This window comes from Streptomyces sp. NPDC048254, from assembly GCF_043201895.1.
In the GTDB taxonomy this organism is placed as follows: Bacteria; Actinomycetota; Actinomycetes; order Streptomycetales; family Streptomycetaceae; genus Streptomyces.
Genome location: NZ_JBICZJ010000005.1, coordinates 466,310 through 481,319, shown reverse-complemented (window position 1 = coordinate 481,319; position 15,010 = coordinate 466,310). Strand labels below are relative to the sequence as shown.

Here is a 15,010-nt window from a genome sequence, read left to right as displayed (position 1 = left end):
ACATCGGTCGGAACGCTTGACGGGAGGACCATGACGGCAGTTTGGTATACCAAACGCGCGCAGTATTCGGCATTCGCCCTCCGTCCTCCCCGTCCCCGCAGTCCCTGGAGTCCCTGGAGGCCCCGTGTCCCTGGCCGACCGCGCCGAAGCCACCGGCGCACCCGCGTTCGTCCCCGACCCCCGGCTCACCAACGAAGACCTCGCCCCCGCCGAGCAGCGGAACTGGAAGGTCTTCGACCTCTTCGCCATGTGGATGTCCGACGTCCACAACCTCGGCAACTACACCTTCGCCGCCGGACTGCTGGTCCTCGGCATGAACGTCTGGCAGGTCTTCACCTCCCTCCTCGTCGGCTTCGTGCTCATCTACATCGGCATGAACTGGATGGGGCGGATCGGCCAGCGCCACGGCGTGCCGTTCCCGGTGGTCAGCCGGATCAGCTTCGGCGTCTGGGGCGCCAACATCCCGGCGCTCATCCGGGCCGTGATCGCCATCATGTGGTACGGCATCCAGACCTATCTGGCGTCCGTCGCCGTCAACGTGATGCTGCTGGCGGCCTGGCCGGGCCTGGAGTCCTGGACGCACCACTCCTTCCTGGGCCTGGACGCCCTCGGCTGGATCTCCTTCGTCAGCCTCTGGCTGATCCAGGCGGCGATCATCAGCCGGGGCATGGAGACGATCCGCAAGTTCCAGGACTTCTGCGGACCCGCGATCTGGCTGGTCATGATCGCGCTCGCGGTCTGGATCCTGGCCAAGGCCCACTGGACGATCTCGCTCACCTCCACCCCGCACCCGGTGTCCATCGGCGAGCAGTGGCGGCAGTGGTTCGGCGCGATCGGCCTGATCCTGGCGACCTACGGCACGCTGATGCTCAACTTCTGCGACTTCTCGCGCTTCGCGCCGGACTACCGGACCGTCCGCCGGGGCAACTTCTGGGGCCTGCCCGTCAACTCCACGGCTTTCGTGGTCGTCTCGGTGATCGTCACGGCCGGCTCGCTGGAGGTCTTCGGCGAGGCCATCACCGACCCGGCCGAACTGGTCGCCAAGGTCGGCAACACCTGGGTCCTGGTCGTGGCGGCCCTGACCTTCGCGGTCGCCACCATGGGCGTCAACATCGTCGCCAACTTCGTCTCACCGGCGTACGACCTGGCCAACGTCTGGCCACAGAAGATCAGCTTCCGGGTCGGCGGCATGATCAGCACGGTCGCCGCGCTGGTCGTCACCCCCTGGAACCTCTTCTCCAACCCCACCGTCGTCAACTACTTCCTCGGCGGCCTCGGCGCGTTCCTGGGCCCGCTGTTCGGCGTGATCATGGTCGACTACTACTGGGTCAAGCGCGGCAGGGTGGACGTCCAGAAGCTGTTCGACGCGACACCGGGAACGCCGTACCACTACCGCAAGGGCGTCAACCCCAAGGCCCTGTGGGCGTTCCTGCCGTCGGCGGCGGTCGCGGCGGTGCTCGCGCTCGTGAAGACGTTCAGCGATGTGGCGCCGTACTCCTGGTTCATCGGCACGGCGCTGGCCGCCGGGCTGTACGCGGCGCTCTGCCGCACCGACCGAGCCGTCGCACCCCGGGAGGTCTGACGGCCGTGCGGATCGTCGTCACCAACTGCAACACCACGCAGGAGATGACCGAGGAGATCGTACGAGGTGCCCGGGCCGCCGCAGGCCCGGGCACCACCGTGACCGGCCTGACCCCGGGCTGGGGCCCCGAGTCGGCGGAGGGCTGGCTCGACAGTCACCTCTCGGCCGCGGCCGTGATCGACGCACTGCGGACGTACCACGGTCCGCCGTACGACGCGGTGGTCATGGCCGGTTTCGGCGAGCACGGGCGGGAGGGCGTACGGGAGTTGGTGGACGTACCGGTCGTGGACATCACCGAGGCGGCCGCCCATCTGGCCTGTCTGCTGGGCCGCCGGTACGGCGTCGTCACCACCCTGGACCGGTCGCGCGGGCAGATCGAGGACAGCCTGGAGACGGCCGGGGTGGCCCGCAACTGCGCGGCCGTGACGGGCACCGGACTCGGCGTCCTCGACCTCGCCGACGACCCCGGGCGCACGGAGGCCGCGTTCCTCGCGGCGGCCGAACGGGTCCGGGACGCCGGTGCGGAGGTCCTGGTCCTCGGCTGCGCCGGGATGACGGGACTGCAGCGCGCGGTGGGGGAGAAGCTCGGGCTTCCGGTGGTCGACGGGGTCGGCGCGGCGGTGAAGCTGGCGGAGTCACTGGTGGCGCTGGGGCTCACGACCAGCCGGGCGGGGAGCTATGCGAAGCCGTTGCCGAAGAGGCGGGTGTGGGGGGCCGGGTCCGCCTAGCGACGCTCGCGGCGGGTCCGGCACGTGGCTTCAGGGCCGCCAGACGTACCGCACGTCCGGCTCCCGCTCCTCGTTCCCGCTGCCGTTAGTGCGCTCGACGGCGAGGAATCCGTGCCGCTCGTAGAAGCGATGGGCGGGCCCGTTGACCTGGAACGTCCAGAGCGTGAGCCCCTGCGGGGAACGCTCCTTGGCCAGCGAGACGAACCGGTCACCGAGGCCCCGCCCCCGCCACTCGGGGGCCAGATACAACTGGGAGAGCAGATCCCCCGCGAGCACCATCACGCCCACGACGCGACCGCCCACCTCCGCGAGCCAGGTCTCCCGCTCGGGCACCACGACATCCCGGAAGTACGCGCGCACCTCGTCGTCGGAGTGCGCCCGGACGACGGTGGGCAGGGCGGCGGAGTACGACCGCAGCCAGACGTCGGCGACGGCGCCGGCGTCCGGGCCGACCGCCCGGCGCAGCACGGCCCCGGCGTTCATCCCTGAGCCCCCTCGGGCACGACGGCGGTGGCCGTGATCTCCACCAGCTGCCCGGTGTACCCGAGGCAGGCCACGCCGATCAGCGTCGACGAATGCGGCCCGGCGCTGAGCCCGGACGCCTCGACGACCTCCCAGACGGCGGACAGCACGGCCGGGTCGCTGCTCACGACGTACACGTCGGTGGCCAGGACCTGCGACAGGTCGCTGCCCACGGAGCGCAGTTGCTCGTCGAGATTCGCGACGACCTGCTCGGCCTGCCGCACGGGGTCGCCCGGACCGGCCAGTTTTCCGTCGCCGTCGAGCGGCACGGACCCGGCGAGGAACGCCAGTCTCGTACCGGCCTCGACGACGGAGACGTGCGAGTAGCCGGGCGGCGGGAAGAGTGCGGGGGTGGTGACACGGCGGATCACGGCGGCTCCTCGGGCAGGCGACGGACAGCGTCCCGATCATCCGGACCCAGGGTCGTGACCGCACCCCAATATCGGTCATGGCGTCAGCGTCCGTCGATATCCGTTCGACCAGGGCAGTCCCCGGCCGCCAGTCTTGGGTCCGTGTACACGACATGCCGGGGACACCGCGAGGCGGCGGACAGCCGGCGGGCCGCACCGGAATCGTCGGCGATCCCTCGGAGGCTGCCATGTCACGCACCGTCCACCACGTCCCGAGCCGGCACCGCACCGGCCCGGCCTACTGGTCGCGGGGTCTGCCGGGTCCTTGTACCTCCCATGTCCTCGCCGAACTCCGGTACCAGGGCGGGAAAGTGTCCCGCCGACGCGGTGCCGGCCGCCGTCCCGTGCCGACCCTCGTCGTCCGGTCCTTTGCCGCGTACACCTACCCGCGCGCCTTGAACGCCCGGCCCGTGGGGCCGTACGAGTCGACGGCCAGGGCCGCACTGCGGACCTTTCGCACCGTGGCCCGCAAGCGTCTGCGCGCGGCCTCGCCCGATGTCCTGCTCCGCGTGGCCGAAGAGCTGGACCATCCGCCGACCCGGCACCGGCACCGGGACCTCTGGGAGTTCTGAACGATGTCCGACGCGGCCGAGGTGGAGCAGACCGCACGCCGGGTGGTGGAGCACCTCGGTGCCGTGCCCACGGAGGATCTTCTCCGGTACACAGGCGCCGACTGGCCCGAGTCGTACATACCGGTCGACGAAATCCTGGTCGCGGCGGTGTGCCCCGGCCCTACCCCCGTTGCGCCGCTGCACCCCGTGACCGTCGTCGAATCCCGTTACGGCGGAGCCTACGAGCCCGGTGACTGGCTGGCCTTCCCGTGCCCGCCGGACGAACTGCCGGACGGGTGGGATGACGAGGATGTCCCCTGCATGCGGTTCTGGGAGGCGAACCCAGACGCGGCGGGCGGCGGATCCACGCCTGCGGAGGCGTACGCGGCGTTGATGGCCCTGCTTCTCCCATGACGTTCCCGTCCGCCCGCACACAAAGACCCACCACGCTCTGTCGATGACCTCCTCGCGGGATTGCGGCCGGAATCCAACCGCCATTCCCGCCGCCTTTCTCCGCTCGAAAATTCGTTGGAAATGGCCGAGTTGCCGCTGCTACCGTCCTTCACGTGGCGAGACTCAATCAGATCATCGCGGTCGAGAAGGGCATCAAGTCCAAGGCTCATCAGGACCTGACGGCAGCTCATCACGGTTTGCAGAAACCCGCGTTGCTTGCCGGAATCTCGCGGACGTATCAGCCGAAGGACGAGGAGGGCGAGCAACTGCCGCCCGAATCCACGCGGGTTCAGGTGCAGGCCGAGGACGTGTTGCGGGAGACCTCGGCCACGCTGACGCGGCTCTTCGACGTGACCGCCACCAAGGACTGGGCCAACTGCGAGGCCAGGGCCGATGTGGTGGTGGACGGGCGGGTGCTCGTCGCCGCCGTGCCCGTGGCCTATCTGCTGTTCCTGGAGAAGCAGCTCGTCGATCTCAACACGTTCGTGCGGAAGCTGCCCGTGCTCGACGCCTCCGAGTCATGGGTGCAGGATCCGTCCACCGATGCCTGGAAGACCGAGCCGGTGCGGACCCTGCGGACCAAGAAGGTGCCTCGCAACCACGTGAAGGCCGAGGCGACCGAGAAGCATCCGGCGCAGGTCGAGGTGTACTACGAGGACATTCCGGTGGGGTACTGGACCACCGTGAAGTTCTCGGGCGCCCTGCCCGCCCGGCGTATCAACGAACTCCTCGACCGGGTCGAGAAGTTGCAGCAGGCCGTCAAATTCGCCCGCGAGGAGGCGAACGGCGCCGACGTCGTCGACCAGCGGGTCGGGGACGCCGTGTTCGGATACCTCTTCGGGTGATCGAAGACGACTGACACAGAAGACTCCCCGGTCCTTCGCGGCCGGGGTGCGCGAGGAGCGCAAAGCTGAAGCTGAGCCTTGTCGTGACGAGCGGTCGTACCCCACAGAACACGGGGCGGGCCGCGTTGAATCTCAGACTCTCGCTCCAGACTCAGCATTCGCCGCCGATCGCCGGATCGAACGGGCCCGGGCCCCAGTACGTCGAAATGCAGGTTCAAGTCCTGCCCGCGCAGCTCGATGCGTGGTGGTCCAAAGGAAGGACGCGGCGACCTCACGACTGACCCGGGTTCTCAAGTGTGCCGGCGTGTGATGATGGGCGGCACTCCAGGGCCCGGGGGCAGGCTACGCCCTCGGGCCCGTGCACGTTCGCCGTGAAATTGCGTTCATAAAGAACACGGCCCTTCGCCCCACTTGTCACACCTCGGAAATGCAAACGCACCGTTCCGTACGGGAACACGATCTACGGTGGACAGACCCAGACCGGAAGCCACGGCCGCCGTCGCCCGAAGGCATACCCCCGCCCTCGTCCGCCGTACAGGAGCCCCGTGTCCCGTCGTGTCGCCCTGCCGCCCTGGCTCGCCCACGCCCTGCGCGCCCAGCGCGGGCCCGTGCCCTGGAGCGCCGTGACGAGAGGGGCGCTGGCCGCCGGGCCGCTGCTGCTCACCGCGGTCCTGCTCCACCACACCTCTCTGGGTGTCGTCGCCGCCATCGCCGCGATGCTCGCCGGGATCAACGACCGGCCAGGCAGCCGACGGGCCGCCGTACGGCGACTCGGGGTGCCCGCGGCGGCCGGGGCCGTGGGGCTGCTCATCGGGACCTACGGCGCCGAGCACCTCACCGCCGTACCCCTGACCCTGCTGCTCACCGGGCTCGGGCTGGTCGCCGGCGGCATCAGTGCCGTCGGGCCCGTCGCCTCCGGGGCCGGGACGCAGTTACTGGTCGCCGCCGCCATCGGCGCCGGGATGCCGGTCGCCGAGGAGGGCTGGCAGCGGGCCCTCGCCTACCTCGCCGGGGCCGGCTGGCTGCTGGTGCTGCGGCTCGCCCTGCCCACTCCCGGCGCCCTCGCCGGCGACTACCGCTTCGACGGGGAACGGGACGCCGTCGCCGCCGTGTACGACGCCGTCGCCGACCTGCTCGACGCCGTCGGCGGCGAGGCCGCCCTCGGCCGGCGCAAGGCGCTCAGCGCCGCCCTCGACCATGCCCAGGACGCGCTCACCGGGCCCCGGTTGCGGCGGCACGCCAGTTCCGCCGCCGAACGCCGGCTGCACGCGCAGTACGCCGCCGCGCTGCCCCTCGCCGAGGCCGCCACCGCCCTCGCCTGGGCGGAGGAGCCGATATCCGCGCGGGCGGCCGAAGGGCCCCGGCGGCTCGCCGTCGCGGTCCGGGAGAACGACGGCACCGGGCCGCTGCCCGCGCCGTCCCGGTCGGCGCCCGCCCTGCGCGCCCTGGACGACGCCCTGCTGCGCGCCGCCGAGGCCTTCGACCGGGCCGAGGGCGCGCAGCACCGGCCGCCCGCCCGGCGCCGCAGCCCGAAGGAGGTGCTGCGGGCCGCGCTCGGCAGCGGCGGCCGGGAGTACGGGCTGCGGGTCGCCCTCAGCTTCGGGGCCAGCGCCGCCATCGCCCAGGCCCTGCACCAGGCCCGCTGGTACGGCGAGCACCAGCACTGGTACTGGCTGCCCGCCACCGCCGTCTTCCTCGTCAAGCCCGACCTCGGACCGCTCGCCTCCCGGGTGCTGTGCCGGGCCGCCGGGACCGTGCTCGGCGCCCTGCTCTTCGCGGGCTTCGCCGCGGTACTGCCCCGGCCCGAGGGGCTCATCGCGCTGGTCGCCGTCTGCGGAGCCGTCATCCCGGTGTCCACCCGGCACTTCGCCGCCCAGACCGCCGCCGTCACCGTCCTCGTGCTCGCCCTGGTCATGGTCGGCGGCGAACCGCAGGCCTCCGCCGGCCGCATCGGCGAGACCCTGCTGGCGTGCGCGATCGTGCTGATCGTCGGGCATCTGCCGATGGCGGGGAAGCGGGGCGGCGGGGTACGGGCCCGGCTCGCGGCGGCCGGGCGGGCCGCGCACGCCTACCTCGACCACGTACTGAGCGAGTCCGACGACCGCGGCGAACGCTGGGCCCTGCGCCGGGAGGCCTACCGCACTCTCGCCGAGGCCCGCACCACGATCGCCCTCGCCGCCGCCGAACTCCCCGCCCTCGCCCGGCACACCGAGGGCACGGACGCGGTGGCCGCCGTACTCGAACGGCTCGTGGACACGACCACCGCGTGTGCCGTGCACCTCGACGAGACAGGCCGGCTCACCGCCCGGCACACCCGTCAACTCCAGGACCTGGCAGCCGAGCTGGAGCACGGCGGGCAGCGACTCGGACTCACGGTGCCCCGGATGCCGGTCTCCGCGTAGGGCGTTCCGTTCGGATCACCCCGGGCGGCCGCCGCGACGAAGCCCGTGGCCGCGTCGCTCGGCCGGAACGGGATCACCGCGCGGATCCCGCGCCTGCGCGGGTGCTCGCGATGCGCGCGTGTGCGCCGCCGTAGCCGCCGTCGTGGAGTCCACCGAGACGGCCCCCGTCCTGCCTAGTCCCACCAGAACGACCAGGACGTTCGTCCCACGAGGTCCGTCGCGTACTCGGGGAACGGTGTGGGCGGGTCATCGACGATGTTGTCGGCGGTCGACAGCACGTGCTCCAGAGCGAGCAGGTTCGCGTGGCCCGCTTCAACGGGAGGTCTCGCGACCGATACGTACAGCTCGCTGCCGAACACCGCCACCACCCGGGCACCGAAGCGGTCCTCCCAGCTCCGCAGGAGTGCGCACAGCAGAGGCAGCGGTGCCTCCGAGGACCAGCCGGTCAACGCCAGAGCATCACTGCCGCGACGGGCCGGGACGAGAACGAGGCGGCAATCTGCCAGCCCGAAATCGCCCCTCTTGATCAGCTGCGCCAGCAGACCGGACGCGGCCTCCTCGGGCGTCGGGGCCGCGGACGTGACCGGCATCTCCGGTGCCAGGCCCGGCCACTGCTCGAAGGGCGGTCCGGGGTCGTGCGGCCACGGCTCGATTCCTTCGGGTGCCGGGACCGGCGTCGGGTCCGTCCAGAAGGGCAGCCTCCTGCGGCGGTACTCGGCGAAGTCCGCCGCCAGCGCATCCTCCAGGCGGACGGCGTCGACATGACTCAGGCTGAGCGGACTGCCCAGGCCGCTGGGCCAGCACAGGAACGGAATCAGGCCGTGTGCTCCATGCTCGCTCAGCAGACGAGGCCACAGCCGTTCGACGTCGTCAGGGAACTCGTCGGAGATCCACACGTGTGCGGGACCGCAGGGCAGGAACCGGCCGGGAGGCAGACCGTCGGGCAGGGCAAATGGCATGGTGGCACCGTAGACGGGGGGACTGACAGCGCGGCCGCCCGGAGAACCGAAGGGTGCCTGCGCTGTCCGTTGTCCCGACGAAGCCGCCCAGGTCAGGTGCCCAGGTCGCCCTCCAGCACCGTGACAGGGATGAGTGGGCGGTCCCAGAGCGCGAGGATCTCGTTGGCCAGGGCCACGACCGGCAGCGGCCGCCGTTCGCCGTGCACCTCGACGGCAGCGGCCGAGAGGCCACGCGGCACCGCCGAGGCGTCCAGCAGGACACGTCAGGGAGCGCGCCCGGGTGCGGACCTCCGATTCTCGGTGTCACCGCGGGGCTGCGGCCGATGGGATGCAGCACGGTCCGCTCGTCCGGCCCGGTCTCCGTGACGAAGGCCATGTCGTCGGTACCGGCCGCGGTCAGCGCCTCCTGCACCCGTCGCACCGCGTCGAACTCCTCCTGTACGTCCTCAACCTGAGCCGCCCGGCCGGGCGGCGGAGCGGGACGGTCCAGCGGAAGACTCCAGCCGGACAGGCCGATGCGTCCGGCCACCTGGCCGCCCGGCGCGGCGAGCCGCTCCGCGTGGGCGGTCCGCAGCAGCCGCAGCACCGGTGCCCAGACGGCGAAGTCGTGCAGTGCGGGCACGGGAAGACTCCAGTCGTTTCGGGAAGGCGGCGATGCGATTGCCGCGGAGGCCACCGCCGTCCCGGACGCTCCCGTCTCTCACCTGCCGGGGCCTCAGTCCTCGAACCGCGCCCACACCGGTGCGTGGTCCGACCCCGGTGCCCCGCGGCGCTCCGCCGGGTCCTCGCCCACCGACGGGAGGGACGGTGGTGCGGTGGTGCCCGGGAGGCCCGTGCCGGCCTCCGCCAGGCGGTGGACCAGGTGGTGACTGAGAAGGATGTGGTCGATGAGCTCGCGGCGGCCGGAGTCGACGCGGGAGTAGCGTTGCTCGGCCGGGATCCGCGGGGCTGTGTCCCACAGCCGTACGGCGTCGCCCTTGTCGGCGTGGTCGTAGCCGGTGGTGCCGATCTCGGAGCCGGGCGGGCCGAGGAGGATCTGGGTGGTGGCCGCCTGTACCTCGTCGTTGAGGTCGCCGAGCACTGCCACGTCCCTGGACTTGCCCTGCCCGGCCAGGAGTTCGTCCGCCAGCGCCCGCAGGGCCGTCGCCTCGGCGGCGCGCCGGAAGAGGGCGTACGCCCCGTAGCGCGCCCGTTCGCCCTCGTCGTGCGGGTAGAAGCGGTCGCCGGGGTAGGTGAGCAGCTTGGACTTGAGGTGGGCCACCGCCGCCGTCAGCGGGCCGGCCGGGGTCTGGACCGTCACGGCCAGGAAGCCGCGCCCGGCCCCGGTGGCGGTTCCGCCCGAGTCGTCGGTCTGCACCGGGGCCAGCCGGGCCGGGAGGGCCGCCGTGTCGGAGACCACCGCCAGCTCGGTGCGGGCCATGAAGCCGACCCGGATACCCCGGCCGTCGGGGTGCGCGGAGAGGACGACGCGCCAGTTCACGCCCAGCAGTCCGGCCAGATCCTCCAGGGCGCCGGGGTCTCCGGCCTCCTGGACGCCGAGCAGGGTCGGGTCGAGTGCGCCGATCACGGAGGCGAGGGCGGCGAGCTTCGCCTCGTACGCGGACTTGTCCTTGGGGCCGTAGGGGCTGCCGGGTCGGTAGAGGTTCTCGAGGTTCCAGGTGCCGAGGAGCATGCCCGGCTCCTTCCAGGAGGTGGTGCGGCCAGCGTGCTCGTCCGGGCCGGTACGGGACAGAGGCAGGACAGGATGCGCGGTTCGGCTCACGCGGGCCGACGACCCTGCCCTACGTTGGGGCGATGAGCTCCGCTCCCGCCGATCGAGGCTTCACCCCCGCCGACCGTGGCTCCAGCCCCGCCGATCGTGCTTCCGCTCCCGCCGACCTCGTCATCACCGGCTGTACCGCGCTCACCCACGACGAGCAGGAACGGATCGTCTTCCTGGAGGACGCCTCGATCGTCGTACGGGACGGAGTCGTCGAATCCGTGGGAGCGGGCGCCGACACGGGCGCCGTGGAGCGGATCGACGCACGCGGGCAGGTCGCCATGCCGGGCCTCGTCAACTGCCACACCCACGCCCCGATGGTCGCGCTGCGCGGGCTCGCCGAGGACCTGCCCACCGAGGCGTGGTTCAACGACGTCGTCTGGCCCGTCGAGTCCAACCTCACCGGGCGGGACGTGGAGTTGGGGGCGCGGCTCGCCTGCGCCGAGATGATCCGGGGCGGGGTCACCTGCTTCGCCGACCACTACTTCCACATGGACGTGGTCGCCGCGGTCGTCGCCGAGTGCGGGCTGCGGGCCCACCTGGGAGAGGCGTACTTCTCCTCGCAAGGGCCCGAAGGGCGGGAGCGGTCGGCGGAGTTCGCGCTACGGCAACGGGGCGGCGCGGACGGCCGTATCACCACCGCCCTCGCCCCGCACGCCCCCTACACCGTCACCGACGCGGACCTCGCCGCCACCGCCGAACTCGCCCGCGCCCACGGCCTGCCCGTGCACCTGCACGCCGCCGAGAACCGCGACCAGACCGACACCAGCCTCGCCCGGCACGGCGCCACCCCCATCGAGATCCTGGACCGCGCCGGGCTCCTCGACACCGAGCTGCTCATCGCCCACGGCACCGGCATCCTCGACCGCGACCTGCCCCTGCTGGAACGCACCGGCGGCCGCACCGCGGTGGCGACCGCGCCCCGCGGCTACCTCAAGTTCGGCTGGCCCACCACCACCCCGGTTCGGGCCCTGCGTGCCGCCGGCGTCCCGGTCGGCCTCGCCACCGACGGCGCCGCCTCCAACAACTCCCTCGACGTATGGGAGTCGATGGCGCTCACCTCACTGATCCAGAAGTCCAGCGAGGGCGATCCGCGCTGGCTGACCTCCCGGCAGGCGCTGCACCACGCCACGCTGCAGAGCGCGCGGGCCGTCGGTCTCGGCACCCGCATCGGCCGTCTCGCCCCCGGCCACCGCGCCGACATCGTCCTCGTCGACCTCACCGGGCCGCACACCCAGCCCGTCCACGACCTCGCCGCCACGCTCGTGCACAGCGCCCGCGCGGCCGACGTCCGCACGACGATCGTCGACGGCCGTGTCCTGATGCGCGACCGCGAGCTGCTCACCCTCGATGTGCCGGCGATCGTACGGGAGTTGGAGGAGCGGCTCCCCGCCCTCGTCGACCGCCGTCAGGGCCGGCGCATCCAGGAGTACGACACCTGACGGTGACGCCGGAAAAAAACTTCGGCCGCGCCGATGAGTTCTCCTCCCGCAGGCGGTCACCACCCGGAACCGACCGTCGTACAGGAGGGCCCATGTCGCTTCCGGAGATCGTCTCGCGTGAGCGGTGGCGTGCCGCGCGTGAGGAGTTACTGCTGAAGGAAGAGGCGCTCACGCGCGCGCGGGACGTGCTGAACGCCGAGCGGCGCCGGCTCCCGATGGTCGAGGTGGACCCCGAGTACGTGTTCGAGGGCGGTGACGGCAAGGTCACGCTGCTCGACCTCTTCGAGGGGCGGGCCCAGCTGATCGTCTACCACTTCATGTTCGCCCCGGAGTGGGAGGCCGGCTGTCCCAACTGCTCCGCGTTCCTGGACCAGATCGGCCACCTCGCCCATCTGCGGGCGCGCGGCACCTCGTTCGCGGTGGTGTCCCGGGCGCCGTTCACCAGGATCCTGCCCTTCAAGGCGCGGATGGGCTGGACCCTGCCCTGGTACTCCTCCCACCACAGCGACTTCAACCGCGACTTCGGGGCGACCCTCGTGGTCGACGACGAAGCGGTCGAGCGGCCCGGGATCAGCTGCTTCCTGCGGGAACACGACCGGGTCTTCCACACCTACTCCGCCCACGACCGCGGCCTCGACGGACTCGGCTCGACCAGTTCCCTGCTCGACCTGACGGCGCTCGGCCGGGTGCCCGCGGGCAGCGACCGGGTGCGCTATCACGACGAGTACGAGGACTGACACAAGCGGTCACGAAAGTGGCCGAAAGTCAACGGACTCTCACCCTCCGCGCCGGTGGCGTGTCGGCTATGTCTCAGTACCGTCACCGGGCGAGCCATTCGTGTTCTCCAGAGCGTTAACTCCTACAAGTACGACGCACTTCTGGAGGTGCAGGATGGTGAACGGGCGAACGGTGCTCGAACGCTTTCCCGCAGGCGGACCGCGAGGATCATGGCCGGCGGAGGAGTTCGCGCACGCGCGGCGACTCGAAGGCATGCCCGCGGAGGTCGTGATGGACCTGGCGACGGACACGTTCCTGGTCATCGTGCGCGGCGGCGACGGAGCCCTGGGCTAGCCCTCGGCTAGCCCTCGGCTAACCCACCTTCCGGGCGGGAACCTTGGCCGTGAACTGATCCGCCTGGAGCGCGTACAGCTCCGCGTAGACACCGCCGCTCGCCAGGAGTTCGTCGGGGGTCCCGGACTCCACGACCCGGCCCTGGTCGAGGACGTGCACCAGATCGGCGTGCCGGACCGACGCCAGCCGGTGCGTGATCAGTACGACGGTCTGCCCGCTGCCCGCCAGCGCGCGGATCTTCTCGAAGACCTCCAGCTCGGCCCGGGCGTCCAGGGCGGCCGTCGGCTCGTCCACGATGAGGATGCGCCCGCGCCGGTAGGCGGCCCGCGCGATGCCGAGGCGCTGCCACTGACCGCCGGACAGCTCGTGCCCGCCGCTGAAGTTGCGGGCCAGCAGGGTGTCCAGACCGCGCGGCAGATCCTCGACCACCTCCTCCGCGCCCGCCTCCGAGACCGACCTGGCCAGCCGCTCCTCGGTGAGCGGCGCCGACGAACGGCCGACGGCCACGTTGACCTTGGCGGTGAAGGGCCAGCGCTTGAAGTCCTGGGCCACCATCGCGATGCGCTCGGCGAGCCGGTGCCGGTCGGCGCGCGCCGCGTCGACTCCGTCCCACAGGATGCGGCCCCGGTCCGGCTGGTACAGCCCGGCCAGCAGCTTGACCAGGGTGGTCTTGCCGGAGCCGTTCTCGCCGACCAGGGCGACGATCCGGCCGAGCGGGAGGGCGAGGGTGACGTCGTCCAGGGCGGGGCGGGTGGCATCACCCGGATAGGTGAACGTGACGTTCTCGAAGCGGATCTCCCGCGGATCCTCCGGGAGCGGGTCGCCGCCGGTCGGGATCGCCCGCTCGGCCGCCTCGACGTACAGCCGCTCCAGGTCGCCCACGAACAGCGCCTCCTCGTGCAGCGTGTTGATCTCCAGCACCAGCGTGTTGAGGCTCGCCGAGCCGGTGCGGATCGCGATCACCGCCGTACCGGCCACCGACAGGGCCATCGCCCCGCTCAGCAGCAGCGCGCCCAGCGTCGCGTACGTGGCGGCGGTCGCGAGGCCGGTCCAGGCCGCCGCGATCAGGCCGGTACGGGCGGCGAGCCGGGCCAGCCGGGCCTGCTCCGCCTCCGCCGTCTCCGACATCGCCCGGAAGTGCCGCAGCAGGAACGGGCCGACCCCGTGCACCCGGATCTCGGGCGCCGCCTCCGGCTCGGTGAGCAGGGCGCTGATCAGATGGCCGGCGCGGGCGTGCTGCACCCAGGTGTGGAACGACTCGTAGCGGCGCCGGGCGTTGGTCAGGGCGCCCCAGGCGCTCGGGATCGTCATGGTGATCAGCAGCGGCAGCAGGGCCGGGTGCAGCACGGTCAGTACGCCGGCCGCCGCGATCAGCGAGATCATCGCGTTCACCACACGCGTGCCGTACATGATCATGCGGCGGGCGGAGGAGGCGCCGTACTGCGCGGTGTCCAGCAGCTTGTGGAAGGCGTGGTCCTCGATCGCGGCGAGCTCGACGGCCGCCGCGCGCTCCAGGTACATCTCGGTCGCCACCCGCTCGACCTTGGGTTCCAGGCGGCCGGTCGCGTAGGTGGACGCGGCGCGCAGCAAGGCCGCCAGGAACAGCACGGCGGCCATGACCACCAGGGCGGGGGCGGCGCCGCGCAGCCGTTCCTCGATGGTGCCGGTGCCGATCAGCCGGCCCAGCACGCTGTTCACGGCCAGCAGGCTCACGGCCTGGGTCACGCCGATGGTCACCTGTGCGGCCAGCACCACACGCGCGGCGCCGGCGTCCGCCTGGCGGGCCAGCCGCAGGCTGGACATGAGCATGCCGGGCAGTCGGGTCAGCATCGCGCGGAGGTCCAGCTCCAGGAAGGCGTCCCGGTGCTGGTTCCATCCCATGTCGTAGCGGAGCGGCCCCCCGAACAGCAGCCGCTCCGACTCCGACACCTCGGACGCCGCCGTGTCCCGCCTCTTCGTCACCGAGTTCCTCCCCAGGGCCGTCGACGAACGGCCACTATCGCGGCCACGGAGCCCGCCGGGCAGGGCGTGCGACAGGGCTCGCGGGGCGCGGGGGAGTGCGCCGGGGGTGCGGGCGAGGACGCGGCGGACCGGGAATGTGCCGAACGGCCGAGCCGGCCTTTGCCCCGAACGGCCGAGTGGTTCCTTGCTCCGGTCGGCCGAGCGGGTCTTTGCTCCGTATGGCTGAGCTGGTCCTCGGGCCGAGGGGCTGAGCGGGTCTTTGTTCCGGAGGGCTGGGTCGGTCCGCGTGCCGAGCAGCTGAGCTGGTCCTCGGTTCGAGCGGTC

15 protein-coding genes are annotated in these 15,010 nt (G+C 72.0%); 9 read left to right on the top strand and 6 right to left on the bottom strand.

The genetic code is table 11. The features are described from left to right. Positions 1 to 124 precede the first annotated feature (124 nt). Complete coding sequence (locus ACGFZQ_RS17540) at positions 125 to 1,582, top strand: NCS1 family nucleobase:cation symporter-1 (protein WP_382531714.1); 1,458 nt, start codon at positions 125 to 127, stop codon at positions 1,580 to 1,582. A gap of 5 nt (positions 1,583 to 1,587) precedes the next feature. Next, positions 1,588 to 2,310, top strand: coding sequence for an aspartate/glutamate racemase family protein (locus tag ACGFZQ_RS17535; protein ID WP_393841115.1), 723 nt, complete (start codon positions 1,588 to 1,590; stop codon positions 2,308 to 2,310). Between the two features lie 30 nt (positions 2,311 to 2,340). On the opposite strand, the gene ACGFZQ_RS17530 is transcribed toward ACGFZQ_RS17535, so the two are convergent. Both ACGFZQ_RS17530 and ACGFZQ_RS17525 read right to left on the bottom strand, forming a co-directional pair. Beyond that, entirely contained in the window at positions 2,341 to 2,793 is a 453-nt protein-coding gene (locus tag ACGFZQ_RS17530; RefSeq protein WP_393841114.1) for a GNAT family N-acetyltransferase, read from the bottom strand. Continuing rightward, positions 2,790 to 3,203, bottom strand: coding sequence for a RidA family protein (locus ACGFZQ_RS17525; RefSeq protein ID WP_393841113.1), 414 nt, complete (start codon positions 3,201 to 3,203; stop codon positions 2,790 to 2,792). Before ACGFZQ_RS17525 ends, ACGFZQ_RS17530 begins: the two co-directional genes overlap by 4 nt. A 227-nt stretch (positions 3,204 to 3,430) precedes the next feature. Here ACGFZQ_RS17525 and ACGFZQ_RS17520 point away from each other — a divergent pair, with 227 nt between their 5' ends. From ACGFZQ_RS17520 to ACGFZQ_RS17505, 4 genes are all read left to right on the top strand, one after another. After that, complete coding sequence (locus tag ACGFZQ_RS17520; RefSeq protein ID WP_393841112.1) at positions 3,431 to 3,814, top strand: hypothetical protein; 384 nt, start codon at positions 3,431 to 3,433, stop codon at positions 3,812 to 3,814. 3 nt (positions 3,815 to 3,817) lie between these two features. Beyond that, positions 3,818 to 4,207, top strand: a complete 390-nt coding sequence (locus ACGFZQ_RS17515; RefSeq protein ID WP_351732771.1) for a hypothetical protein — start codon at positions 3,818 to 3,820, stop codon at positions 4,205 to 4,207. A 152-nt stretch (positions 4,208 to 4,359) separates the two neighbouring features. After that, positions 4,360 to 5,091: a hypothetical protein gene (locus tag ACGFZQ_RS17510; protein WP_393841111.1), complete on the top strand. Its 732-nt coding sequence runs from the start codon at positions 4,360 to 4,362 to the stop codon at positions 5,089 to 5,091. A gap of 545 nt (positions 5,092 to 5,636) precedes the next feature. Further along, entirely contained in the window at positions 5,637 to 7,493 is a 1,857-nt protein-coding gene (locus ACGFZQ_RS17505; protein WP_393841110.1) for an FUSC family protein, read from the top strand. A 173-nt stretch (positions 7,494 to 7,666) separates the two neighbouring features. Here ACGFZQ_RS17505 and ACGFZQ_RS17500 read toward each other — a convergent pair whose 3' ends face one another. The 3 genes from ACGFZQ_RS17500 to ACGFZQ_RS17490 all read right to left on the bottom strand — a co-directional run bounded on the left by ACGFZQ_RS17500 (position 7,667) and on the right by ACGFZQ_RS17490 (position 10,124). Then, on the bottom strand, positions 7,667 to 8,452 hold the full coding sequence (locus ACGFZQ_RS17500) for a DUF4253 domain-containing protein (RefSeq protein WP_393841109.1): 786 nt from the start codon (positions 8,450 to 8,452) through the stop codon (positions 7,667 to 7,669). Between the two features lie 92 nt (positions 8,453 to 8,544). Then, positions 8,545 to 8,691, bottom strand: a complete 147-nt coding sequence (locus ACGFZQ_RS17495; protein ID WP_393841108.1) for a hypothetical protein — start codon at positions 8,689 to 8,691, stop codon at positions 8,545 to 8,547. A 476-nt stretch (positions 8,692 to 9,167) separates the two neighbouring features. Then, on the bottom strand, positions 9,168 to 10,124 hold the full coding sequence (locus tag ACGFZQ_RS17490; protein WP_393841107.1) for an endonuclease/exonuclease/phosphatase family protein: 957 nt from the start codon (positions 10,122 to 10,124) through the stop codon (positions 9,168 to 9,170). Positions 10,125 to 10,246: 122 nt separating this feature from the next. Here ACGFZQ_RS17490 and ACGFZQ_RS17485 point away from each other — a divergent pair, with 122 nt between their 5' ends. From ACGFZQ_RS17485 to ACGFZQ_RS17475, 3 genes are all read left to right on the top strand, one after another. Further along, on the top strand, positions 10,247 to 11,653 hold the full coding sequence (locus tag ACGFZQ_RS17485) for an amidohydrolase (protein ID WP_393841106.1): 1,407 nt from the start codon (positions 10,247 to 10,249) through the stop codon (positions 11,651 to 11,653). Between the two features lie 92 nt (positions 11,654 to 11,745). Then, positions 11,746 to 12,390: a DUF899 domain-containing protein gene (locus ACGFZQ_RS17480; RefSeq protein ID WP_393841105.1), complete on the top strand. Its 645-nt coding sequence runs from the start codon at positions 11,746 to 11,748 to the stop codon at positions 12,388 to 12,390. Between the two features lie 154 nt (positions 12,391 to 12,544). Next, complete coding sequence (locus ACGFZQ_RS17475; protein ID WP_351732789.1) at positions 12,545 to 12,724, top strand: hypothetical protein; 180 nt, start codon at positions 12,545 to 12,547, stop codon at positions 12,722 to 12,724. Positions 12,725 to 12,742: 18 nt separating this feature from the next. Here the strand turns inward: ACGFZQ_RS17475 and ACGFZQ_RS17470 are convergent, their stop codons facing one another. Next, a complete protein-coding gene (locus tag ACGFZQ_RS17470; protein ID WP_393841204.1) occupies positions 12,743 to 14,605 on the bottom strand; it encodes an ABC transporter ATP-binding protein in 1,863 nt (620 codons plus the stop codon). Positions 14,606 to 15,010 lie beyond the last annotated feature (405 nt).